This is a genomic window from Flavobacterium sp. MR2016-29 (genome assembly GCF_015350695.1).
GTDB lineage: Bacteria > Bacteroidota > Bacteroidia > Flavobacteriales > Flavobacteriaceae > Flavobacterium.
The window spans coordinates 366,405-392,412 of sequence record NZ_JADKPU010000004.1 but is presented as its reverse complement, the minus strand read 5'-3'; the positions used below and the strand labels follow the sequence as shown (position 1 = coordinate 392,412).

Annotated in this window: 18 protein-coding genes and 1 other RNA gene; 8 read left to right on the top strand and 11 right to left on the bottom strand. The window is 34.1% G+C overall.

Annotated features, from left to right (window positions below; translation table 11 throughout):
• From IR010_RS12415 to IR010_RS12405, 3 genes are all read left to right on the top strand, one after another.
• Nucleotides 1-3,360, top strand: a 3,360-nt coding sequence (locus tag IR010_RS12415; RefSeq protein ID WP_194604213.1) for an Ig-like domain-containing protein, incomplete at its 5' end; no start/stop codon positions are given.
• Between the two features lie 58 nt (nt 3,361-3,418).
• Nucleotides 3,419-4,330 (top strand): type IX secretion system membrane protein PorP/SprF, encoded by a 912-nt coding sequence (locus IR010_RS12410; protein WP_194569338.1) that lies wholly within the window; start codon nt 3,419-3,421, stop codon nt 4,328-4,330.
• Between the two features lie 2 nt (nt 4,331-4,332).
• On the top strand, nt 4,333-6,273 hold the full coding sequence (locus IR010_RS12405) for an OmpA family protein (RefSeq protein WP_194604210.1): 1,941 nt from the start codon (nt 4,333-4,335) through the stop codon (nt 6,271-6,273).
• 132 nt (nt 6,274-6,405) lie between these two features.
• Here IR010_RS12405 and IR010_RS12400 read toward each other — a convergent pair whose 3' ends face one another.
• On the bottom strand, nt 6,406-7,476 hold the full coding sequence (locus IR010_RS12400; RefSeq protein ID WP_194604207.1) for a serine hydrolase domain-containing protein: 1,071 nt from the start codon (nt 7,474-7,476) through the stop codon (nt 6,406-6,408).
• A gap of 212 nt (nt 7,477-7,688) precedes the next feature.
• Here IR010_RS12400 and IR010_RS12395 point away from each other — a divergent pair, with 212 nt between their 5' ends.
• Nucleotides 7,689-8,135, top strand: coding sequence for a YybH family protein (locus IR010_RS12395; protein ID WP_228515153.1), 447 nt, complete (start codon nt 7,689-7,691; stop codon nt 8,133-8,135).
• A gap of 2 nt (nt 8,136-8,137) precedes the next feature.
• On the opposite strand, the gene IR010_RS12390 is transcribed toward IR010_RS12395, so the two are convergent.
• From IR010_RS12390 to IR010_RS12380, 3 genes are all read right to left on the bottom strand, one after another.
• Nucleotides 8,138-8,956 carry a helix-turn-helix transcriptional regulator gene (locus IR010_RS12390; protein WP_194604189.1) on the bottom strand — a complete coding sequence of 273 codons (819 nt, stop codon included), beginning with the start codon at nt 8,954-8,956 and terminating at the stop codon, nt 8,138-8,140.
• 194 nt (nt 8,957-9,150) lie between these two features.
• Nucleotides 9,151-9,546: a transfer-messenger RNA gene (gene ssrA, locus IR010_RS12385) on the bottom strand.
• Between the two features lie 67 nt (nt 9,547-9,613).
• Nucleotides 9,614-10,816: a serine hydrolase domain-containing protein gene (locus IR010_RS12380; RefSeq protein WP_194604186.1), complete on the bottom strand. Its 1,203-nt coding sequence runs from the start codon at nt 10,814-10,816 to the stop codon at nt 9,614-9,616.
• A 241-nt stretch (nt 10,817-11,057) separates the two neighbouring features.
• On the opposite strand from IR010_RS12380, the gene IR010_RS12375 reads away from it, so the two are divergent.
• Nucleotides 11,058-12,260, top strand: a complete 1,203-nt coding sequence (locus IR010_RS12375; protein ID WP_194604184.1) for an NAD(P)-dependent oxidoreductase — start codon at nt 11,058-11,060, stop codon at nt 12,258-12,260.
• A gap of 145 nt (nt 12,261-12,405) precedes the next feature.
• Here the strand turns inward: IR010_RS12375 and fumC are convergent, their stop codons facing one another.
• The 3 genes from fumC to IR010_RS12360 form a co-directional block, all read right to left on the bottom strand.
• Nucleotides 12,406-13,791, bottom strand: a complete 1,386-nt coding sequence (gene fumC, locus IR010_RS12370) for a class II fumarate hydratase (RefSeq protein WP_194604181.1) — start codon at nt 13,789-13,791, stop codon at nt 12,406-12,408.
• 662 nt (nt 13,792-14,453) lie between these two features.
• Complete coding sequence (locus IR010_RS12365) at nt 14,454-16,916, bottom strand: outer membrane beta-barrel family protein (RefSeq protein ID WP_029272910.1); 2,463 nt, start codon at nt 16,914-16,916, stop codon at nt 14,454-14,456.
• Between the two features lie 94 nt (nt 16,917-17,010).
• Entirely contained in the window at nt 17,011-17,355 is a 345-nt protein-coding gene (locus tag IR010_RS12360) for an arsenate reductase family protein (RefSeq protein ID WP_194604178.1), read from the bottom strand.
• 113 nt (nt 17,356-17,468) lie between these two features.
• Here IR010_RS12360 and IR010_RS12355 point away from each other — a divergent pair, with 113 nt between their 5' ends.
• The gene (locus IR010_RS12355) at nt 17,469-18,401 is read left to right on the top strand and encodes a CPBP family intramembrane glutamic endopeptidase (RefSeq protein WP_194604175.1); all 933 of its coding nucleotides are present in this window, start codon (nt 17,469-17,471) and stop codon (nt 18,399-18,401) included.
• 7 nt (nt 18,402-18,408) lie between these two features.
• Nucleotides 18,409-19,449 (top strand): AMP-binding protein, encoded by a 1,041-nt coding sequence (locus IR010_RS12350; protein WP_194604172.1) that lies wholly within the window; start codon nt 18,409-18,411, stop codon nt 19,447-19,449.
• Between the two features lie 94 nt (nt 19,450-19,543).
• On the opposite strand, the gene IR010_RS12345 is transcribed toward IR010_RS12350, so the two are convergent.
• The 4 genes from IR010_RS12345 to IR010_RS12330 form a co-directional block, all read right to left on the bottom strand.
• Complete coding sequence (locus tag IR010_RS12345) at nt 19,544-20,758, bottom strand: RsmB/NOP family class I SAM-dependent RNA methyltransferase (RefSeq protein ID WP_029272914.1); 1,215 nt, start codon at nt 20,756-20,758, stop codon at nt 19,544-19,546.
• 145 nt (nt 20,759-20,903) lie between these two features.
• Nucleotides 20,904-22,877: a KUP/HAK/KT family potassium transporter gene (locus IR010_RS12340; RefSeq protein ID WP_029272915.1), complete on the bottom strand. Its 1,974-nt coding sequence runs from the start codon at nt 22,875-22,877 to the stop codon at nt 20,904-20,906.
• Between the two features lie 134 nt (nt 22,878-23,011).
• The gene (locus IR010_RS12335) at nt 23,012-24,247 is read right to left on the bottom strand and encodes a hypothetical protein (RefSeq protein ID WP_194604169.1); all 1,236 of its coding nucleotides are present in this window, start codon (nt 24,245-24,247) and stop codon (nt 23,012-23,014) included.
• Nucleotides 24,248-24,338: 91 nt separating this feature from the next.
• Nucleotides 24,339-24,797, bottom strand: coding sequence for a hypothetical protein (locus tag IR010_RS12330; RefSeq protein ID WP_194604166.1), 459 nt, complete (start codon nt 24,795-24,797; stop codon nt 24,339-24,341).
• A gap of 116 nt (nt 24,798-24,913) precedes the next feature.
• Here IR010_RS12330 and IR010_RS12325 point away from each other — a divergent pair, with 116 nt between their 5' ends.
• A complete protein-coding gene (locus IR010_RS12325) occupies nt 24,914-25,975 on the top strand; it encodes a WD40/YVTN/BNR-like repeat-containing protein (RefSeq protein ID WP_194604163.1) in 1,062 nt (353 codons plus the stop codon).
• Nucleotides 25,976-26,008 lie beyond the last annotated feature (33 nt).

Below are 26,008 nucleotides of genomic sequence, written 5' to 3'. Positions count from 1 at the left end.
TTGGATCCTGCTACGGCTGGCATCCAGACTACTTTTTCAGTGACAGGAGAGGGAACTTATACAGTAAGCGCACTTGGAATTGTAACTTTTACGCCTGTTCTGAATTACAACGGAACAGCGACTCCAGTCAATTACACGGTAAGCGACAATGACGGAGCGGTATCAAATACTGCTGCAATTACCGTAACAGTTACGGCTGTAAATGATAATCCAGTTGCGGCAGCAGATTCTTATACAGCAGCTGAAGGCGGAACACTGAACGTTCCGGCATTGACAGGAGTTCTGGCAAATGACACGGATGCGGAAGGAAATGCGCTTACAGCGATTTTAGTTTCAGGCCCATCAAACGGAACCCTGACCTTAAACGCAGATGGATCATTCAGCTATACGCACGATGGAAGCGAGACCCTGACGGACAGCTTTACTTATAAAGTGAACGACGGAACAGCTGACGGAAACACGGTAACGGTTAATTTGACTGTTGCTCCGGTAAATGATGCTCCGGCTGCGGCAGCAGATTCTTATACAATAGCTGAAGGCGGAACGCTGAACGTTCCGGCATTGACAGGAGTTCTGGCAAATGACACAGATGCAGAAGGAAATGCGCTTACAGCGATTTTAGTTTCAGGCCCGTCAAACGGAACCCTGACTTTGAATGCTGATGGATCATTCAGCTATACGCACAATGGAAGCGAGACCCTGACGGACAGCTTCACTTATAAAGTAAACGACGGAACAGCTGACGGAAATACGGTAACGGTTAATTTGACTGTTGCTCCGGTAAACGATGCTCCGGCTGCGGCAGCAGATTCTTATACAACAGCTGAAGGCGGAACACTGAACGTTCCGGCATTGACAGGAGTTCTGGCAAATGACACGGATGCGGAAGGAAATGCGCTTACAGCGATTTTAGTTTCAGGCCCGTCAAACGGAACCCTGACTTTGAATGCTGACGGATCATTCAGCTATACGCACAATGGAAGCGAGACCCTGACGGACAGCTTCACTTATAAAGTAAACGACGGAACAGCTGACGGAAACACGGTAACGGTTAATTTGACTGTTGCTCCGGTAAACGATGCTCCGGTTGTAAACAATCAAAATAATCCAAATATACCATCAACAGCAGGAGCGACAGCAATAAATGCGCTTACAGCAACAGATGTAGACGGGACTATTGTAAGTTTTACAGTTTTAAGTTTACCTGCTAATGGAATTCTAGCTTTATCAGGAACTCCAATAACAGTAAATCAAATATTGACAGTTGCTGAAGCATCAATGTTAACGTATACTCCAAGTGGTACATTCACAGGAAACGATACTCTCACATTTACAGCGACAGATAATCTTGGAAGTTCAGCTTTAGCTGCTGCTTTCACCATTCCAGTTGGAAATAATGCTCCAATTGTAAATGATGCGACAGGTGGTAATATTCCATCACGATCAGGTGCAACAGCAATCAATGCTCTAACAGCAACGGATACAGATGGAAGTATAGCAAGTTATACTGTTTTAAGTTTGCCGGCTAATGGAATTTTATCACTAGCTGGTGTACCAGTATCAGTTAATCAAATATTGACACCTTTAGAAGCAGGTATGTTAACCTATGACCCTAGTGGAGCATTCTCAGGTAATGATACTTTTACTTTTACTGCAACTGATAATGCTGGTGATACTGATCTTACTCCAGGTACAATTACGATTGTTGTTGAAAAAGCTATTCTTAATCTAGCTGCAGATCAAATTGGCAATGTGGTGGGTATTGATAAGGTTGTAAGTGTTCTAAATGTATTTAGCAACGATACTTTAGATAATAATCCAATTGTGCCTTCTGATGTTAATTTAAATGTACTGACGCCAGACCCGACAGGTGTTTTGACATTAAAACCTGATGGAACTATAGAATTAGCACCAAATGCACCAGCTGGAACTTATACTTTGACATATGAAATTTGCGAAAAAGCGAATAGTTCAAATTGCAGTTCTGCTACAGTTTCGGTTTCAGTTGTAGCTCCAACTATGACAGTTACTGCAAGTGCATATTGCTCTAACAATACACCTTACGTTTCTTATAATGTTGTTGCAGATAACTTTACTCCAACAGGATTATTGACAATTAATTGGATTGACAGTGCAAATAATATTGTTGCAACACAAACAAATTTGCCATTAAGCGGCAATGTATTGTGGCCTGGAGCAACTGTTGATGCCAGCAATAACCCAACAGATTGGCCAGGATGGGGACTTGTAAATGGACAATGGACGCAAGGTAATGATGGGTTTGAGTTAACAAGACCAGCAGTTACAATGCAGTTTACGCTAAACCCAACTCGATCTGTAATAGTGAATTATCCTGCTCCAACAGCTGGTTGTAATGCAATGCCAACATTTGGAATTGCAGCAGGAAATGAAGATGATGTAATTCTTGCGGACGGAATTAATGGCGCATTAGCAATAGTAAATGTTTTAGCTAATGATAGATTAAATGGTGTTCCTGTTAAATCTTCAGATGTTATTTTAACTGGAACAAATATTCCAGCGGGAATGACCTTGAATACAGATGGAACAATTGATGTAGCACCAAATACAAAAGGCGGTAATTATACATTGACTTATCAAATCTGCGAAGTTGCCAATTCAAACAATTGCAGCACTGCAATAGTGAAAATATTTGTTGAAGTTCCTGCACTTGCAATCGTTAAAAAAGTAGTATTAAACGATACTAACGGAAATGGCTATGCAGAAGCAGGAGAGACTTTAACATATAGCTTCTCAATCAAAAATACAGGAAATGTTGACCTCGAAAACATATTGGTTGCAGATCCTTTGCCAGGAATTGTGATGAGCGGAAGCTCAATCAATTTAGCGGTTGGTCAAAACGATGATTCTTCGTTTACTGGAAATTATACATTAACTCAGGCAGATGTAAATGCTGGAAGTATAAGCAATCAGGCTACTGCATCTGGACTATCTAAAAGTGGTATCATAGTTTTTGATAAATCGGATTCTGATGATTTAGGAGGAGACAAACCGACTGTTTTAGAATTAAGCGGTTGTGTAATTAAAGTCTTTAACGCTGTTTCTGCAAATGGAGACAGTAAAAATGAGAGATTTTATATTCAAGGTTTAGAATGTTATCCTGAAAATACGGTTCAAATTTACAATCGTTGGGGTGTTCTAGTTTTCGAAAGAGATCATTACAATAATAATGATGTTGCTTTTAGAGGATTTTCAGAAGGCCGAGTGACCATTAAAGAATCGAACGGATTGCCAGAAGGAACGTATTATTATGTTCTTAAATATAAAGACGCTCAATCTAATCCGCATGAACAGGCCGGTTATTTATACTTGACCAAATAATATTCCACACTAATAAAATGGCTTAGTTACGGCTAAGCCATTATTAAAAATAAAAGAAATGAGAAAATTAGTTTTAGTTTTATTGTTTTGTTCAGCTGCAAGTTTTGCTCAGCAAGATGCGCAGTTTACACAATACATGTATAACACTATCAATATAAATCCTGCTTATGCTGGTTCACGTGGAGTAATGAGTGTTTTCGGATTGTACCGTACCCAATGGGTCGGACTTGACGGCGCACCTGAGACGAGCAGTTTTTCAGTAAATACACCCTTAAATAATAGTAATTTAGGACTTGGAGTTTCATTAGTGAATGACAAAATCGGACCCACAAATGAGAACAATATCTCTGCCGATTTATCATATTCTATTCCAACATCTGCAAATGCGCAACTTTCTTTTGGTATAAAAGGATCGGCCAATATTTTTAAACTGGATCCAACAAAATTATCTCAAGAAGATCAGGGAGATCCACAATTTCAGGATTTCGAAAATAAATTCACACCCAATGTAGGTGCCGGAATTTATTGGCATAGTGATAAAGCGTATGTTGGATTATCAGTTCCGAATTTTATTCAGACCAATCGTTATGATGATAATGATGTTGCTATTTTCAAAGAGCAAATAAATTATTATTTTATTGCAGGTTATGTATTCAATTTAGATCGTTATGAAATGGTAAAATTCAAACCAGCTTTATTGGCAAAAATGGTAGATGGTTCGCCATTGCAGGTTGATGCTTCTGCCAATTTTATGTTTAACGAAAAATTTGTTTTGGGAGTTGCATACAGATGGAGTGCCTCTGTAAGTGCAATGGCAGGATTTCAAATAACTGATGGCTTATATCTTGGTTATGCGTATGATCGTGAAACAACCAAGTTGGTAAACTACAGTTCAGGATCGCATGAAATATTTCTTCGTTTTGAATTCCTAAACAAGTACAGCCGTATCACTTCACCAAGATTCTTCTAACTATGAAAATTAAAAACTTACTATATACCCTCTTTTTTTGTCTTTCATTTTTTAATGCAATTGCTCAAAAAGCTGTATTAAATAAAGCGGAAAAAGATTATAATAAATACGCCTACATTGATGCAATTTCCATTTATGAGAAGGTTGCTGAAAGCGGTTATAAGGATGAGAAAATGTTTCAAAGATTAGGAAACGCTTATTATTTTAATGCTGAATTGACAAAAGCAGTAAAATGGTACGATGAACTTTTTTCTTTAAACAATCAGCAAGATTCTGAGTATTATTATAGATATGCTCAAGCTCTAAAATCTGTTGGCGATTATTCAAAAGCAGATAAAATGCTGGAGATTTTTAATGAAAAAATGAAGTCTGACAGCAGAGGTATCTTATTCGAAAATAATAAAAATTATTTAGAACAGATTAAGTTAAATTCGGGGAGATTTGAAATTTCAAGCGCCGGAATTAACTCTAAAGAATCTGATTACGGCAGTACAATGCTCAATGATAAATTGGTCTTCGCCTCTGCAAGAGATACAGGAAAAGTAAATAAAATAACATTTCGATGGACAAATAAATCTTTTACCAACTTGTATAGTGCGGTAGTGAAATCTGATGGAAGTTTAGAAGCTCCAAAACGATTTGACAAAAAGATCAATTCAAAGTTCAACGAATCGACTCCTGTTTTTACCAAGGACGGAAATACAATGTACTTTACCAGAAATAATTTTTTAGCTGGAAAAAAAGGAAAAAACGATAACAAAATCACCTTGCTGAAATTATACAAAGCAGAATTTGTAAAAGGCAAATGGAGAAATGTTGTCGAATTGCCTTTCAACAGCAATCAATACAGTGTTGCGCATCCTGCTTTGAGTGTTGACGAAAAGAAATTATATTTTGCATCAGATATGCCGGGAGGTCAAGGACAATCTGATTTATACAGCGTGAAGATTAATACTGACGGAACATTTGGAAAACCAGAAAATCTTGGCGTAGCGATTAATACCGAAGGAAGAGAAACTTTTCCTTTTGTTTCAGGTGATAATGAATTGTATTTTGCAACTGATGGCCGTCCGGGATTAGGAGGTCTTGACGTTTTTGTGGCGAAAATTAAAGACGATTCCAGTTTTGATTATGTACAAAATGTTGGAGAGCCGGTTAATACCAAATTCGATGATTTTGCTTTTATAATAAACAGTACAACTAGAAAAGGATTTTTCTCTTCAAACAAAGAAGGCGGCATTGGAAGTGATGATATTTACAGATTTCTTGAAACCAGAAAACTGGATTGCGAGAAAAAATTATCAGGTTTAGTAACAGATTCTCAAACGAATGAAGCATTAAGCGATGCAAAAGTAATTTTGCTTGACGATAAGTTTGCCCAAATTTCAGAAGCTTTAACAAATAAAGACGGAATGTATACTTTTGATGTAAAATGCAAGAAAACCTATCATGTAAGAGTTGGAAAACAAGATTATGAAACTAATGAAAGTGTGATTACCGTTGCACCGTCAAATGATAAATCGGAGCTGAATGTGAAGTTAGAAAAACAGATTAAACCAATTGAGGTTGGAACAGATTTGGCTAAGACATTAGATATTCCGATTATTTATTTTGATTTAGATCAAGCGATTATTCAAAAAGAAGCGGCTTTTGAGTTAGAGAAAGTTTTGGCTGTGATGAAACAATATCCAGAAATGAAAATAGATGTCCGTTCTCATACCGATAGCAGACAGACCGAAAATTACAATATGATTTTGTCTACTAAAAGAGCAAAAGCTACAATCGATTGGTTTGTAAAAAGAGGTATTTCTGCTGAAAGAATTTCAGGTAAAGGATACGGTGAAAGCCAATTAGTAAATAAATGTTCTGATAATGTAAATTGTACAGAAGCAGAGCATCAGTTAAATAGAAGAAGCGAGTTTGTAATTGTTTCAATGAAATAAAATATTGCTTCTTAATGACTGAAATCATTTAGCATGAATTAAACTTCATGTTAAGCAATGACTGAATAATTTAATTTGAAAAGCCTGTAGACTTTATTGTTTACAGGCTTTTGTCATATGCAAAAGTTTTTTTTAGTTTTTAGAATTCGGTAAAATGAATTTGGCTAAAATTTCAAAAGCCTGTTTCGCCTTAAAAGAGCCGTAATTGCCTTGCGTAAAAACAACGGTTAAATTTAAGTTTTCTATTATAAAAATATATTGGCCTCCGTTGCCTGATGCAAAAAGCACATTTTCCTCTAAATCCCTTGTCTTTATTGTTTCGCGATACCAGTAATAACCATAATAGGCAGGTTGTGGAATTCCAATCTTACTTTTACTGGATTTCATATATGAAAAATCAGGAATTGCAATATCGCATACCGTAGATTGTTCAATCCATTTTTTTGAAATAATCTGTTTTCCATTATAAACCCCTTTGTTATTTACCAGCTCTCCAATTTTTAGCATATCAAAAGGTCTTATATAAAACGAACCAGCGGTCATAGCGTTACCGCTCGGATCTACTGTCCATCGATAAGAAGAAATACCAAGAGGTTCAAAAAGGTATTTTTTCGCAAAATCCTTGACAGACATTTTAGTGGATTTTTTTAGAATTCCGCTTAAAATCATTGGATTAACAGAGGTGTAAGCCCAGACTTCACCAGGTTTGTTTTTCATCGGAAGATTCAGAGCATATTTCACCCAGTCTTTGCTTAAACTCATCTTGTCCTCACAATCTTTGGTATCATTAAATTCTTCACAATCAAAACCGGATTTCATCTCCAAAAGATTTTTTATAGTCAAAAGCTTCTTGAGCGGATGTGTTTTCAGCGATGGATATTCTGGAAAGAATTCATAAACTTTCTGGTTGATATCTTTTATAAATCCTTTATCAACCGCAATTCCAACCAAAAGACTGGTGATTGATTTAAAAGAAGAACGGGTGTCATGAAGTGAGTCTTTGGTGTAGCCGTTAAAATAATGTTCATACAGCAATTGATTGTCTTTTGCAATAAGAACACTATGAATTCCGGAGTAATAATTATTTACTATCGAATCTGTCATTTGATCCAAGCGAGAATGATATTTGACTTTCTCAGTCTGTCCAGATATTGTAAAGATGTTGAGTATTATTACTAAATAAGCAAAGTGAATTTTTTTCATATTTAAACCTATTTATTTAAGTGATAAAAATTTAATACTTCGAATTTGGCGAGACTATAATTAGAAATTATAGTTAGAGGATCTTTTTAAAGATTGAAAGTAGTGTAAAAATACTATAAAAAAGTAGATTGATAGAAGAATAAAGTTGTTCGTAATTTTACAATTTCCCGATCCCGATAATAAGTTACTTTGTTTGTATAAAAAAAATCAAAATGAAAAAAGTACTTATTTTAAACGGATTAATGATGTTTACCTTTTGGTGTAATGCTCAAACCGAATCTTCTGAATTAAAGGTTGCTAGAAACGCTATAGAAGCTAGCAATGAGATTTATGCAGATCTTGCCAATAAAAAAGACGGCTCTATTCTTACGAGGTATACTGAAGATGCCTGCCTGCTTCCTCCTAATACTGCACCAGTATGCGGAAGTGCGCAAATTGCCTCATTTTTTAAATCGGGACCTAAAGTACATGTTAAGTTTACTATTCAAAACTTGTATGGAGATGGAAAAACGTTTGTAACAGAAGAAAGTTATTACGAGATGACTGATCTAGAAGGTAAAAAACTCGACGATGGAAAAGTGATTGTCATCTGGAAGAATACAAAAGACGGCTGGAAGATGCACCGTGATATGTTTAGCAGCAACCATTCTGCAAAATAAATCTAAAAACCAATATTGACAGCCTGTTGAAAATCAGTATCATTTTTTATAAGCGAACTTCTGGAAGAAGAAGGAGTGATGCCTGTAAATTTTCTGAACTCTTTAATAAAATGTGCCTGGTCGTAATATCCGCAGTCGTAAGCAATCTCGGTCAAAGACTTTGAGGTATTAAGTACCAGTTGCAGACTCTTATTAAATCGCACTACAGAAGTAAAAGCTGCAGGGCTAATACCAACATTTGAAAGGTAAAGTTTTTGAATATATCTTTCTGATAGTCCCGAATGCTTTGCCAGTGCAGGTAAATTTAATTGTTCTTGCTCGAATAAAATCTGCTGATTGATTGCCTTAACTATTAATACTTTCTTTAATTGGCTTTCATTTTTTTTCAGTTGTTGGAGAAAGTAGGTTTCTAAGATATTGATTTTAGAATTGAGTTCTTTGCTCTCCATGATGCGACTGTACAATTCCCTGTTTTCATTCAATGCGACATCGTACATATCGGTGGCGTAGTTCGTAAATTCTGAAACGTGATCAGAGAAAAACAAGGCACTGGCATGAGAATAAATTCGCGCTATAAGTACCGAAGTGCCTTTTGCTACCGTAAGTCGGGTCGGAAGAGTAAGATGCCCAAGAAGTTCTATTTCTGGTGTGTCTTTTCGTTTTCCGTTGATAATAGTGGCAGCTGCGCCTTCAGAGATGTTGATGATAAAGTCTACATATCCGCTTGGATAAAATACTTCATTGTCAAGATTTTGGTTAATCGTAACAATAGTATAATTCTTGATATAAGGCGCTAAGCTGGCGCAAGGCAAAATTTCCATATAATTATATTTTATCGTAATTTGGAAATGAATCTACTGATTTTTAGCTCATTCTAAATTAAAAAAAAATGTAATAGAAATGGATATAAAATGAAAGCATTAGTTTAACGCCAATATCTCACAAGATTTATTGATAAAATGTCAACTAAATTAAAAAATAAAAAAGCCTGTAAACAATAAGTTTACAGGCTTTTTTGTGGAGTCGCCGGGAATCGAACCCGGGTCCAAACAAGCAACTAAAGAGCTTTCTACGCGTTTATTTCCTGATTGGATTTTCGATGTTAAGCTAGGTCAGGAACAACCACTCAACACTTATCTTCTTAATTTCGATATCCACCCGAAGCTCATGGAAATCTAGGTCTATTTTTACGGTTCTCCTGGACTGACCGCCACAAACCAAGGCTTTCAAGGAGAATCCAGCTTCCCTATCTGATAGGGACGTGGCTAATCTTACTATAATTCAGATTATGCAGCTAAAGCGTAGTTATTTTCGCCGTGTAAAATTGTAAGATCTTATATTTACGAGCAAGGTCTCAATGCTCGACGTGCTTACTTTTCAATTCGACTTGCTGTCAAAACCAGTCGACCCCAAAAATGAGTTTGCAAATTTATACTATTTGAAGTTAGTTTGGTAATAAAATTTTCAGAAAAATTTTGTTATTCCTCATCTTTAAAATTAAAAGGATAATCACCAAAAATTGGAGCCAATTTTCTAACTGCATAAGTCTTTGTAGTCATTTTATTTGATAAGGCAATAATGGTAACGTGTTCTTTCATCAATGGAATATAAGATGAAGTATTGCCGTGCCACCAGCCGTTATGGAAATAGTAATTTTGTCCAGTTTCCCAATTGATCATTCTAATTCCTAAACCGTAATTTTTTGTTCCCTTGCGTTCATTGCTGTAACCTGTATAAACTTGTTTTAGCAAAGCCGGTTTTAAAAAGTCAGGCGAATTTCTGGCTCTGTCAAATTTTAAAAGATCTCGAACAGTCGAAAAAACGTTTTTATCGCCGTAAACATTATCAAGATAATCAAAACCAATTTCTGCGCCATTTCCTTTGTATGAAGGAACGATTTTTTTTCTGTCTTTATCATCATCAAAAACATAGGTATGCGTCATTCCCAATGGTTTAAAAATCATTTGAGACATTGCTTCCTTATACGTCAAACCCGTAATTTTTTCAATGATAAGGGCAAGCATTGCATAATTGGTATTGCAGTAACCAAAACGAGTTCCGGTTGTAGACTCTAATCCAACATTTTTTGTGGCTAAAATTTCTAGAATGTCTTTATTAGTAAGCTGATTGTGTCTGTCCCAAACCGATTTGTCGTGATCTGTAAAATAAGCATAATTACGCATACCACTTCGATGACTTAACAGCATTCTAACCGTGCATTCTTCGTATGGGAATGTTTTTAAAATGGTATTTACTTTTTGATCTAGATCTAGTTTACCGGCATTAACCAATTTTAAAACTGCCGTAGCAGTTAAAACTTTACTGACAGAAGCAATTTGCACTGGAGTGTCAGCTGTTATTTTAGTGCCTTCATTTTTATTAGCATAACCATTGTAGCGTTCAAAAATAATTTGGCCGTTTCTAGCAACCAAAAAACTTCCGTTCATGCTGTTGTTTGGCCAGTTTTTATTATAAAAATGATTTATCCTGCCTATCACTGAATTTTTATAAGCTTCTGAAATTTTCTTTTCAGGACCTAAAGGTTTCATTTTAGGTAAAGTATCTTCGACTGTTGGAGCAGCAGCTGTTTTTGTTGTTTTGTCTTTGCCACATGAACTTAAAACTAGTAGAGTAAAAAGTATTTGTGGTATCTTTGTTTTTTTAAGGAAAATCATTTGCATCGTTCTTTAAAAACAAATATATCGAATTCAATTTTGTTGTTTTGTCAATTTTTAGTGACTTAAAAAGGTTGCTTTAACAAAATTTTAACTACTGTTTTTTTTATTTGGTTGTTTTTCAGCTTTTAACGGTTTTTAAAGATTCTAAAATGAAATTTAACAACAAAAATTTAACAAAATTTGTTATATTTGAAACAAATACGATTCAAAAAGTTATATTAATAATTGCTTTAAACTTATTTAAATGAAATTTGGAATTATAAAAGAAAGAAAAAATCCACCAGATCGACGCGTTGTATTTTCTCCAAATGAATTGGCTAAACTGAAACAACTTTATAATGATGCAGTTGTAGAAGTAGAAAGTTCAGATATCAGAATTTTTTCGGACACACAATATCAAAGTATGGGAATTACCGTTACCGAAGATGTTTCTGACTGTGATGTTTTATTTGGTGTGAAAGAAGTGCCAATTGAAAATTTAATTCCAAATAAAGCTTATTTTTTCTTTTCTCATACGATCAAAGAACAGCCTTATAACCGAAAATTACTTCAGGCAATTTTAGAAAAAAACATCGAGTTATACGATCATGAAACTATTGTTGATGCTGAAAATCGACGCTTAATAGGTTTTGGAAAATATGCTGGAATGGTTGGTGTTTATAACGGAATTCGTGCTTTCGGAATCAAATTTGAATTGTTTAAGTTGCCAAAAGCAGAAACTTTAGCAGGAAAAGATGCTATGATTATGCACTTAAAACGCATAACAATGCCAGCCTTAAAATTTGTTATTACAGGTACTGGAAAAGTAGGAAGCGGTGCCAAAGAAATTCTGGATGCTATTAAAATAAAAGAAATTACAGTAGACAATTATCTGACTAAAAAATATGCTCAAGCGGTTTATGTGCAGTTAGATGTTTTAGAATACAATAAAAGAACTGACGGACAAATTCTTGATTTTAAAGATTTTGTATCACATCCTGAAGAATATGTTTCGGATTTTGAAAAGTTTACCAAAGTTACAGATATTTATTTTGCAGGTCATTTTCATGCCAATGGCGCGCCGATGATTTTGACGAAAGAGATGTTGAATGCGGGCGACTGTAGGCTAAAAGTAGTAGCTGATATTTCTTGCGATGTAAACGGGCCAATTGCCTGTACTTTGCGTGCTTCGACAATTGCAGAACCTATATACGGTTATTTTCCTTTAGAAGATAGAGAAGTAGATGTTTTTCATCCGGCAGCGGTTGTGGTCATGGCAGTAGATAATTTGCCATGTGAAATTCCAAAAGATGCCAGCGAAGGTTTTGGAGAACAGTTTATGGAACATGTAATTCCAGCTTTCTTTAACGACGATAAAGATGGAATTCTGCAACGTGCAAAAATGACACAAAACGGAAAATTAACGGAAAGATTTAGTTATTTACAGGACTATGTAGACGGGAAATAAGAGTTTTTGTTTCAGGTTTCAAGTTTCACGTTATTAAAAAAGGGAGAAAAGTTTAAATTTTTTCCCTTTTTTACTAATAGTTCATTTCTATTCATTCAGTACCTCAAACCTGAAACCTGAAACCTGAAACCTGAAACCAAAAAAACTAAACCATTTCCTCCGGTTTCACCCAAGCATCAAAATCTTCTGGGGTTACGTATCCTAAACGAACGGCCTCCTCTTTAAGAGTTGTTCCGTTTTTGTGAGCGGTTTGGGCAATTTCAGCAGCTTTGTAATAGCCAATTTTTGTGTTTAAAGCCGTAACCAGCATTAACGAATTGTCTACTAACTCTTTGATGCGTTTATAGTTTGGTTCGATTCCTTGAGCACAATGTTCATCGAAAGAAACACAAGCATCGCCCAACAATCGAGCCGACTGCAAAAAGTTAGCCGCCATAACAGGTTTAAAAACGTTAAGTTCATAATGTCCCTGCATTCCTCCAACGGCAATTGCCATATCGTTTCCAATTACCTGCGCGCAAACCATTGTTAAGGCTTCACATTGTGTAGGATTTACTTTTCCGGGCATGATAGAAGATCCTGGTTCGTTTTCAGGAATGTGAATTTCACCAATTCCAGAACGCGGTCCAGAGGCTAACATTCTGATGTCATTCGCAATTTTATTTAAAGAAACCGCTAATTGTTTTAAAGCACCGTGTGTTTCTACGATGGCATCGTGTGCGGCTAAAGCTTCAAATTTGTTTTCAGCCGTTACAAACGGATGGTTGGTAAATTGAGCAATATATGCTGCAACTTTTACATCATAACCTTTAGGAGTATTAAGTCCGGTTCCAACAGCAGTTCCTCCTAAAGCAATTTCAGATAAATGTGCTAACGTATTTTTTAATGCTTTTAATCCGTATGCTAACTGCGCAACGTAACCTGAAATTTCTTGTCCTAAAGTCAAAGGTGTTGCATCCATAAGATGCGTGCGTCCAATTTTTACGACAGAAGCAAATTCAGTTGCTTTTGCAGTTAAGGTTGCGTGTAGTTTTTCGACTCCAGGAATTGTGGTTTCAACAATCATTTTGTAAGCTGCAATATGCATTCCGGTTGGGAAGGTATCGTTTGATGACTGAGATTTATTGACATCGTCATTTGCTTTAATAAATTGTTCGCCCTCGCCAATTTCAAAACCTTTAAGAACTTGAGCGCGATTTGCAATTACTTCATTTACATTCATGTTGCTTTGCGTACCTGAACCAGTTTGCCAGATTACAAGCGGAAATTGATCTGCTAGCTTTCCTTCTAAAATTTCGTCACAGACAGCAGCGATAGCATCTCTTTTTTCTATTGGCAAAACACCTAAATCATAATTTGCATAAGCAGCTGCTTTTTTTAGATAAGCAAAACCTTCAATGATTTCTTGTGGCATTGATCCCGAAGCACCAATTTTAAAATTATTTCTAGAACGTTCTGTTTGTGCACCCCAATATTTATCAGCTGGGACTTGAACTTCGCCCATGGTGTCTTTTTCTATTCTGTATTTCATTTTGTTGTTTGTAAAATGTTATTTGTAAAATGTAATGTTCTTTAAAATCGAAACTTCTTTTGAAAATGAATTCTAGCCCTGATGGAAGCGGCATCCTTTTTGTTTTTTCTTTAAAAACAAAAAGATACAGCGGACAGCAGGAATAAGCTCCTGAAAATTATTATTGTTTTCTGTGAGCTCTTTATTTAAAAGCATTTCAGCTTCTAAAAAAGCTTATTTAAAATGAGTATAAATATACGGATAAATGTTATTTAACGAAAATTGATTTGGATTTTATTGCTAAGAAAAAATATAAAACATACATTTGTGCTTACATTCAAAAATTCCGGAAAACATGTTTGAATTTTCACAGTACTTAGGCTTTTTACTTTTCTTGACCATACTAACTATAGGGTTTTGGTTGATGTTTTTCTTAGTAGGTTTCGTATCTTATTGGGTTACGGGTGCTAGCTGGGAAATGTTCAAAGAGAAAAGAGCAAAAAAGAGACAAGAAGAACAATCGATTTAATTTTAAATTGACTTCATAAAAAAAGGACCCGTGAAAACGAGTCCTTTTTTTTATTTCAAAATCTATAATCATATAAAGTCCAATAAAAAAAATCCAAATTCCAATTTGATTAAAAATTAGAATTTGGATTTTTGAAACTGATTTTTAGATTGTATTATCCAGGAAATTCTCCTCCGCCTTCATTATCATTTTTAGGCTGTGCATTTTTGTCTCTTTCGTTTTTAGCTTTATTGAAACGGTAAGTAAACGATAAATTGAATTGACGTTTACGGAACTGCATTTCACCGTAAGAAGTTTGGCTCTCAAGTGTTGTATCATTTTGAAGATATGTATATGATCTCATGATTCTTGAGTTGAAAATGTCACTGATGTTGAAAGCAATTGTTCCTTTGTCTTTCAATACATCTTTGCTTAATGCTGTATTCATACCAAACTGACCCAAGTTTTTACCTTGTGCGGTTTTTTGTTCCCCATTATAAACACCGCTTAACTGCCAATCGATTTTGTATGGTAAAGTTACTTTTGAGCTGATTCTGGCAAACCAAGAATTAGCTTGGTTGTCAAGATTTTGTACTACTAAATTACCATTTGTATCAGTGTAAGTGTTTTCTCCGGTAGTTTTTACGTTGTAAAGGTTGAAGTTACTGTTTAATTTCCACCATTTAAACGGTGTGTAGTTCAATGTAAATTCGAAACCAAATTTTTGCTCTTTTCCTAAGTTAATAGGTCTGCTCAAAATAACCGGAATTCCGTTTACTTCTTGGCCGTTTGGAGTTCTCACAAAACTGAAAACATCTTTTGTATCTTCAAAATAAGCCGAAGTTGTAAAAGTTACTTTGTCCCAACGTTTGATGTATCCGATATCGTATTTATCAGTTAAAGAAGGATCTAAGTCTGGATTTCCTTGAAAAATATTGACATTACTAGAATAGTTTACCGCAGGATTCATAAAACGTCCTCTTGGTCTTGTTAAACGCTTGCTGTAACTCGCTGTAAAATTGCTTTGATCTGAAATTTCATAACTAATAAAAGCGCTTGGAAACAAGTTGTTGTATTTTTTAGTATTGAAATCGTTAGTATCTAATAAATTAACTTGAATATTAGTGTCTTCCCAACGCAAACCAAATAAGTAAGAGAATTTGTTTACTTTAAAACCGTAAGAAGCGTAAAGTGCATTGATATTTTCTTTGTACTCTAAAGTATTAGATAAATTTGGATCTATTGCACCTTGTTCATCAGTAACAAAATATTCGTTATTTAAATCTCCAAAACTTCCTTTATACCCAGCTTCAAATTGGCTTCCTTTTCCTAAAGGCAACACATAATCAGCTTGCAATTGTACTTGTTTTTGTACTTGATTGTTTAAAGTAGTATTAAAGTTTGGCGAAGCCGTAATAATACTGTTGCTGTCGTCTGTATTTCTTGAAACCGATAAATCAGCAGTAAGTTTATGGCCCTTATCGTTGAAGTTTTTAATTAAGTTTGATGTATATTCTACATTTTCACTTCCTGTATCTCCATCATTTAAACGATATGAAGTTCCAGTTAAAGCATGAGCAGCATCAAAATTAGTATAATTAATTAAGTCTGTAGTATTCCCTGAATTTTTTTGGTAATTGATCGCATTTGTCCAAAAAGTAGTTGGAGTAATGGACCACTCTATACCAGCTCTTCCGTTAAATCCGTCAGATGTTCTTTTTGTATCACGATCTTCATCTAAATAACCTTTTGGAGAACCATCTGCATTAAAGTATGAAGTATTTGTTTTTCCACCGCCTTCATTAGTTCTGTAATTATAACCTGCAGTCGTAAAATAGTTTAGCTTTTCAGTTTTATAATTTAAATTGGCACTTAATCCGTAAGTTTCAGGAATACCTGTCGAAGCAATAAAAGTTCCGTTAATACCTTGATTTTTACCTTTTTTAAGAATAATATTGATTAATCCTGAACCTCCTTCAGCATCATAACGAGCTGATGGATTCGTAATAACTTCTACTTTATCAATTGCATCTGCAGGGAGCTGACGCAATGCTTCAGCAACATTAATCGCGTTTGAAGGTCTTCCGTCAATTAAAATTCGGATGTTATCACTTCCTCTTAAACTAACATTTCCTTCAGTATCAACAGAAACAGATGGAACGTTATCTAAAACATCGCTCACAGTTCCTCCTTTTACCATCATATCCTGACCAACGTTGTAAACTTTTTTATCAAGTTTTATTTCTACAGTCGATTTTTCTGCACGAACTACAACTTCGTTTAATTGTGCAGCATCTTCTGATAAATTTACAACTCCTAAATTAGTATCTTCAGAAATAGCTTTACCTTTAATTTCTGTTGCCTTAAAAGAAATAAATTCAACTTTTATATCATAAGTTCCTGGAGCAACAGCTACTTCAAATTCACCTTTTGGATTGGTGATGCCGCCCGCAATAACTTTAGTGTCATTTGGAGCCATTATCGAAATTGTAGCGTATTCAAGAGGTTGTTTAGTAACCTTTTCAAAAACTTTTCCTGTAACTTTAACCTTGTTTTTAGCAGGAGGTACTTGTTGTGCATAGTTGTAAAAACTTGTCAAAAAAAGTACAAGCAATACAGCAAATTTAATTTTTTTCATTGTTATTTTTGGTTTCATTTCTCTTTAGACGGCAAATGTAGCTTTTGGTTTAAAGAATGAAATCACAAAAAAATGTTAATTTACCTTTTTGTAATCAATCTAAGAAGGAAGAAACAAGATCTAAATCTCTTCCAATGATTGCTTTTCCGTCTTTTATAACAATAGGGCGCTCTATCAAAATGGGGTTATCTATCATAGCCTTAATGATTTGCTCATTAGTCAAAGTTTTTTCTTTGTATTTTTCGATCCAGATTTTTTCTTTAGTTCTAACTAATTGAATTGGTTCCAAATTTAATTTACCAAGTAAAGTTTTTAACTCTTCAAAAGTTGGTGTTTCTGTCAAATACGGAATAATTTCATATTCTTGTTTGGTCTGATCAATAAAAGCCAGACAATTTCTTGATTTTCCGCAACGAGGATTATGGTAAATTTGTATCATTTTATTATATTTAAGGTGTTATAAGATTGCTAAAATAAAAATTAGGTATTTTAGCAAGACCAAAAGTAAGATTTACTTATTAAACTGAATTCTCATTTTTAAATTTTATGTCTATGTTTTTAGAACAAGGAATTAAACCTCAAAATAAATTTTGGCTGTATCTTGTTGGATCTGTCTTAATAATACTTGCTTCTTTTATTGGTCAAATTCCTTTTTCCGGCGCTGTACTTTATTCTAGCTTTATAAGTAAAAAAGAAATTCCAACAAATAACGAAGCTGTTATGAAAATGTTCGAATCAAATCTAACTTTGTTTTTAGTTATGATTTCGTTTGCTTTTGCTTTTGCGGGTATTTATTTTGTTTTAAAATATCTTCATAATCAAACTCTTCTATCGGTTACTACGTCTAGAAAAAAAGTAGACTGGAATCGTATTTTATTTTCATTTGTTCTTTGGTCTATTTTTTCAGCTTTAAGCTTTGCAGCGGTTTATTTTAAATCTCCTGAAAATTTCATTTGGAATTTTAAATTAATCCCATTCTTGATTTTAGTCTTGATTGGATCAGTATTAATTCCGATACAAACCAGTACAGAAGAATATATTTTTAGAGGATATTTAATGCAGGGCTTCGCTAATTTGGCTAAAAACAGATGGTTTCCATTGTTAATGACTTCTCTAATATTTGGATCAATGCATATTTTTAACCCAGAAGTTGCTAAAATGGGCTATATCATTATGGTTTATTATATCGGAACAGGCTTGTTTTTGGGAGTTATTACCCTTATGGATGAAGGACTCGAATTGGCTTTAGGTTTTCATGCTGCCAATAATTTGGTCGGAGCTCTATTGGTTACTTCAGATTGGTCTGTTTTTCAAACACATTCGATTTTTAAAGATATGTCTGAACCTTCAGCGGGCTTAGATGTAATATTGCCTATTGTAGTCGTTTATCCTATTTTACTTTTTATTTTTAGTAAAAAATACAATTGGACCAATTGGAAAGAAAAATTAACTGGTGATATAAAAGTTTTAGAACCATTAAATTAATATGCTCATGTCTCAATTAACACATAAAAATGTACACAATTATTTTAAGCTAAATGGTTATCATTTAAATGCAGATGATTTATGCAGAGTAGGCTATAGCTTTATCAAAGAAGGGGATGTTTACGAGAGGGCAATTGGAGAGTTTTTCTTAGATTGGTTTGACGAGAAAGATTATATTGAAATGACAACTTCAGGAACAACGGGGCTTCCAAAATTAGTCAGGTTAGAAAAAAAAGCTATGATCCAGTCGGCACTGGCCACGGGAGATTTTTTTGGATTAGAGCCTGGCAATAAAGCTTTGTTGTGTTTGCCAACTCAATTTATCGCTGGTAAGATGATGCTGGTTCGAAGCTTAATTTTAGGATTAGATATTGATGTAGTGTCGCCTAGCACAGAACCTTTAGCTTTAAATACAACACAATATGATTTTGTTGCAATGGTTCCCTTGCAAGTTCAAAATTCGATTGAAAAATTAAAAAATGTAAAGAAATTAATTATCGGCGGAGCCAAAATAGATAGTGCTCTTGAAGAAAAACTTTTACCGTTAAAAACTGAGATTTACGAAACGTATGGCATGACTGAAACTATTACACATATCGCCGCTAAAAAAGTAGGGGAGCGTGCCTTTTCGATTTTGCCAAATGTGAGAATTACGAAAGACGACCGCGATTGTCTGGTAATTTTTGTTTCTTCAATTTCAGAAGAGGCCATTGTAACCAATGATTTAGTTGAACTAATTAATGACAATCAATTTGTATTTTTAGGAAGAATCGATAATGTGATTAATAGTGGAGGGGTAAAGCTGATTCCAGAACAAATAGAATCTAAATTGATAGGCAAAATAGCCAATAGATTTTTTGTTACTGGCGTTCCAGATTCTATTTTAGGAGAAAAACTGATTTTGGTTATTGAAGGCGAAAAACAAGATTTCGCACCTGATTTTTTTGACGTTTTAGGTAAATTCGAAAAGCCAAAAGAAATTGTTTTTGTTCCTAAATTTAAAGAAAATGAAAACGGAAAGTTACTCCGTAAATCGAGTTTAGTTTAACAAAAGCTCAAAATAAAAAATCCAAATTCCAACTGTAAAATTGGAATTTGGAATTTTTATTTTAATCCCGAAACTTCGGGATTGGAATTTATTTTTAAGCTTTTCTCTCCATAAGTGCCATATAAAATCCGTCGAAACCAGATTCAGAAGCTAATATTTTACGATCTTTTACAAAAGTAAATTGTTGTCCGATCTCAGTTTTTAAGAATTTTTCTACTTGCTCTTGATTTTCAGATGGTAAGACAGAACAAGTTGCGTATACTAATTTTCCGCCTGGTTTTACAATTTTAGAATAGCTCTCTAAAACTTCAGACTGAACTTTACGAATGTTGTCGATAAACTCAGGCTGTAATTTCCATTTAGCATCTGGATTTCTTTTTAGAACTCCCAAACCGCTGCATGGTGCGTCAATTAAAACTCTGTCTGCTTTTTCGTGTAATTTTTTGATCACTTTTGTTGTGTCAATAATACGATATTCAATATTAAAAGCGCCATTTCTTTTCGCTCTTAATTTTAATTGTTTCAGCTTGCTTTCGTATAAATCCATTGCGATCAATTGTCCTTTGTTTTCCATTAAAGAAGCAATATGCAATGTTTTTCCTCCAGCTCCGGCGCAAGTATCTACAACACGCATTCCTGGTTTTACATCAAGAAAACCTGCAACCAATTGTGAGTTTGCATCCTGAACTTCAAAAAGTCCTTGTTTAAAAGCATCTGTCAAAAACACATTTGCTCTTTCTTTTAAAACTAAAGCTTCAGGCTGATCTTTTAAATATTCTGTTTCAATATTCAAATCCATCAAAGTGTTTCTCAAGCTTTCTTTAGTTCCTTTAAGAGTATTCGTTCTTAAAATAACTTTTGCAGGCTGGTTTTGAGCTGCAATTTCTGTAGACCAAACTTTTTCTCCTAATTCTTTAACGCCTAATTCATCCATCCAGTCTGGAATAGATTCTTTTAGTGCTCTAATTTTTGAAAGCTCGTCAAAACGGCCTTTTATTTTTCTTTCTGGAGTTCCTTCCAATTGTCTCCAATCCGGAATAGGATATCCTCTTAAAACTGCCCAAACTGCGAACATTCTCCATAAATTATCTCTGTCGAAAGGTTCTTTAACTTCGGCAATTTCTGCGTATAATCGTTTCCAACGAACAATTTCGTATATGGTTTCAGCAACAAACTTCCTGTCAGAACTTCCCCAACGTTTGTCTTTTTTTAAGGCTCTAGCTACCACTTTGTCTGCATATTCGCCTTCATTGAAAATTGCGTTCAAAGAATCGATGGTAGTATAAACTAAATTTCTGTGTAATCTCATTTTAAATATTTGAGTTGCAAAGGTACTATTAATTGATTGAAAGTTAAATTTTTAATTTTGAATGTTATTTTGACTTTCGTTTAAAAAGAAAAAAAACACTCTGATAAAGTTAAAAGAGTGTTTTTTGAATGTATTTTGTAAAGGTTTATTTTATAATTCTGGTCAAACCAATATTTTCAGGAGCGTGAAGCACCATTGGGAATTTCTCGATTTTAACCGAACTGCTATCTAAACCAAAAGCTCTTTCTTCAGATAAGCTTAATTTTTTAATGAAGAAATAAGAGTTCATGATGATGTTTTCGTGCCATCTTAAGTCATTATCATTTGATAAGAATTTTTCAGACAATACAAATTTAAAGTCACCAATAATATTGTTTTTGTTTAATGATTCGTAACGGCTGGTAATATCTACTTCGCCACGTTTTACCATGTCGCGAATTACTTCTCTAAACATCAAATTGATTTTGGTTGGTTCTCTAAAACCTAAATTAAAATCGATTCTATAAATGTCGTCTTTCGCGATTTCTGTAACTTTATATTGTGTCTTATAAGGTTCAGTAAGAATGTTTACGTGAACAAACCAATAAATATCAGCTCTTTTTGGGCGTTTTTGTAAAATCGAATAAATTACTTTTTCCTCTAATTCATCAACACGATTTGCATTCGTCATATAAACCAAATGCGTTGCGTATTTAGGAATCGATAAATCTTCACTCAATTCCATCAATACCTTTTTATAGTCGTCAATTTTGATGATTTTAGTATAGCTCTTGTTGATTTTCTTAGCCAAATACCAGATCGTCATTATTGAAATTAAAAGCATTGCAATAATTAAGGTTACAAAACCACCGTCAATAAATTTTGTGATATTAGCAATAAGGAAACTAAATTCAATCAACAAATAAATAGTGATAAGCGGCACCATGAAATATAATTTCACGCGTTTCATAATCAAATAATAATTCAGCAAAATGGTTGTCATGATCATACACAAAATAATGGCAAGACCATAGGCATGTTCCATATTTCCGGATTCTTTGAAGTGTAATACAATCCCAACACAACCAAAAAATAATAACCAATTGATTGAAGGAATGTATAATTGCCCTTTTACTTCAGTAGGATATTTAATTTTTACTTTCGGCCAGAAATTCAAACGCATCGCTTCATTAATCAATGTAAATGAACCGCTGATAAGTGCTTGAGAAGCAATTACAGCTGCTAAAGTTGCTACGACAATTCCGAATGGCAAAAACCAATGAGGCATAATCAAATAGAATGGATTTCCGTTTTCACCGCCTAATTGCTGTAATGTGCTTCCTACGTGATGTGTTAAATAAGCGGCCTGACCAAAATAGTTTAAAACTAAAGTGGCTTTAACAAATATCCAGCTGATTCTGATGTTTTTTCTACCGCAGTGCCCCATATCAGAGTACAAAGCTTCAGCTCCAGTAGTACATAAAAATACTAATCCAAGAACAAAAAAGCCTTCAGGGTGAATTTGTAGTAAATGATATGCATAGTAAGGATTAATCGCCTTGATAACTTCAGGATGATGTGAAATCTGTATAGCTCCCAGTGTTCCTAACATGGCGAACCAAATTAACATCATTGGAGCAAAAAACTTCCCAACCAGTTTAGTTCCAAATTGTTGAATAGTGAATAAAACGAACAGAATTCCGATAACAATGCCGACGATTGTGTCAGTTTTCATTGTTGGATAAAAAGCTCTAATTCCTTCTACTGCAGATGATATTGAAATGGGAGGTGTTATAATTCCGTCGGCAAGAAGTGCACTTCCTCCAATAATGGCGGGCACAATGAGCCACTGAATCTTAGTTTTTTTAACTAAGGCGTATAAAGCAAAAATTCCACCCTCACCATGATTATCAGCACTTAGGGTAATAAGAACATATTTTATAGTGGTTTGTAATGTTAAAGTCCAGAAAACACACGAAATGCCTCCTAAAACAATGTCAGCATTAATGATATGTTCACCAAGTATGGCTTTCATTACATATAATGGGGAAGTACCTATATCTCCATAAATTATCCCTAATGTGATCAATAAACCCCCTATAGACAACTTACTATGTAAGTTTTTATGCGATGCGCTCATGTATATTTTTATAAAAGACGGTTGCAAATTTACTGTTTTAAAACAAATTAGCATCAATTATAATTAAAAAGATAAAAAAAAGCACAATCGTTAAATTGTGCTTTCGATTTTTATAAAGAAATGCGATTTTGATATTAACCTCTTCTTCCACCACCTCTTGAACCAGAACCGCTTTCTCTTTGTGGCTGACCGCCTCTAGATTCTTGGCTTGCTCTCGAAGCTTCAGATCTTTGTGTGTTCTGAGTGCTTTGTGGTCTCGAAGCAGAAGCTCTGTTTTCACTATTTCCTCTATTTTCAGAATACGTTCTTGATGGTTCTTGTCTAGTTGCAGCAGGTCTCTCTGTATTTGGTCTGTTTTCAGAATTTCCTCTTGAAGCATTTCCATTATTTTGGCTGTAATCTCTTCTAGGCTCTGTTCTAGGAGTGTTTTCAACTCTCACAGGATTACTTGCTGTAACACTATTATCTCTGCTTGCAGGACGATTTGTGTTATAGTTTCTATCGCCAGAAGAAGGTCTGTTTTCAGCATAATTTCTGTTAGATGTTCTGCCTTCTGTATTAGAAATTCTAGAATTGTTAGGTCTGTTTACGTTATAATTGTTTTGATTTCTGTTTGATTCTCTGCTGGCAACACGTCTCTGATCTAATTCGTATCTGTTGTTAACACTAGAATTTCTTTGAGCAAAACTATTGTTAGGACGCATTCTTTCATAACCATATGTACGTCTTGTTTCGTATAAAGCCGGAGCTCTGTAACTTCTTCTATGATCTACATAGTTGTAACGGTTGTTTACATTGATACAAACATTAATGTTGTTTCTATATCTGTAAATTGGGTAAGGTCTCCATGCATAATAATATGTCGGATAGTAATTCCAAGTCCAGCTAGAATAGTAAGGTCTGTAATTGGTGATCCAGAATGATGTGTAAATTACTGGAGTTACATTGTAAACAGGTTCATAGATATAATTAGCTCCGTATAAATATGTGTTTCCTACCACCTGAACATTTACTTTATTGTAGTTGTCTCTTTCAACATCTATTGTAGCAATGTCTTGATAAACATCTCTATCTAAAACAGCCTGAATAATTACTACGTGAGTTCTGTCTTCTACAGATTCAATTACACGTAGATAATCAACTTGATCATCACCGTTTAAATCAAGGTTAGAAATTTGAAATTTTGGATCATTTAAGCGTCTTTCAAAATCTTGAAGATTTGCAGATTCTCCAAAAATGGAAGCCACAGCTCTTAAATCTAAATTATCGCTTATGTCTGAATTTTTTGCGTATACTGTTGCTCCTGCTTGAGCTTGAGAAGAACTTATACCTAATGTTAATAGTGCGAGTAAAAGTAATTTCGTTTTCATGATATCTTTTATTAAGATTTGTATTTTGAATTATCCAATTATTGTGCCACAAAAAATAACTAATGATCTGTATTTTTTAATTTGTTGTATATCAATGATATAAAGGTTGTAATTCGTTTTTTATTATCACTATTTTATATATTATGTCTAAAATAGAAGATAGTACGGGTATGACGGCAACAGGATTAGATCTTTTTTTCTTAGGCTGAATCAGCAAATTCATACTTGCTACATCTTCATAAGTATTGGGTTCGATTTCAGATTGTATGATAACTTTAATCATGTTGCCTTCCATTTTTTGACTTACCCTTAAATAATCGACTTTTTCGTCATTGTTTAAATCTAAATTTGAAATTCGATATCCCGGATTATTTAATCTATTTTCAAAATCTTGAAGATTAGATGATTCTTCATAAATATTAGAAACTGCATCTAAATCTAAATTTTCTCTAACGTATGAATTTTTAGGAGATACAACGACTTTCGTTTGAGCATTGGCTTGAATTATACTTAAGAAAAATAAGCTTACAAAACCTATAATTATTTTCATATTTTACTTGTTAAAATTTATTTCAATTGTTCAAAAATCATACCATAAAAAAGAACAAAACTTGCATATATTTTATAATTAATTGTAATTTAGCACCGAATAAATTTTAACCTACTATGAGAAAAATAATGTTGTTTTTTGGTGCTGTTGTTTTATTTATGTCTTTTAAAACACTGAAAAACAGTGACAAGGCAAATATTGGTAATTGGTTTTCAACAGTGCAAATAGATACTTTATTTAAGGATAAAATCAGTATTCGCGCCATTTCAATTGATAAAAATAAAGTTTGGTATGGTGGGGATAATTCTCGCTTTGGCAGCTATGATTTAGATAAAAATCAGAAATTCGAAGAGCATATTTACCGTGATACGCTTAAATTAGAATTTAGAAGTATTGCTCAAACTTCAAATGATGTATTTTTATTAAGTGTAGGAAACCCTGCATTACTGTATCAAGTTTCTAAAAAAACGCAAAAAGTAAAATTAGTTTACAAAGAGATTAATTCAAAAGTTTTTTATGACAGCATGCAATTCTGGAATGATAAAGAAGGAATAGCAATAGGTGATCCTACAGAAGATACTTTTTCGATTATTGTTACAAGAGATGGAGGAGAGACTTGGACAAAATTATTATCAGACAAACTGCCTACAAATGCAACAGGCGAATCTGCTTTTGCAGCAAGTAACACCAATATCGTAATTAAAGGTAATGATACATGGCTAGTTTCTGGCGGAAAAAAAGCACGTGTTTTTTATTCTCCAGACAAAGCTAAAACTTGGAAAGTTATTGATACTCCAATAACGCAGGGCAAAAGCATGACCGGAATTTTTACAGCTGACTTTTTTGATGAAAAAAATGGATTTATAGCAGGAGGAGATTACGAACTTCCGGATAAAAAATCTGACAATAAAGCGGTTACAATCGACGGAGGAAAAACTTGGAAATTAGTAGGACAAGAACAAGGTTTTGGATATGCTTCATGCGTACAATATGTTCCTGGCGGTGAAGGAAAAGAGCTAGTATGCGTAGGAGCTTCAGGTATTTATTATTCTACTGATAATGGTGCTTCTTGGGTGCAATTATCTCCTGAGCCTAAGTTTTTTACTATCCGTTTTATAAATAAGAATACCGCAATTGCAGCGGGTTACAATATCATGGCAAAACTTAACTTTAAGTAATTTAAAAATAATAAGACCCCTAAATAATAAAGT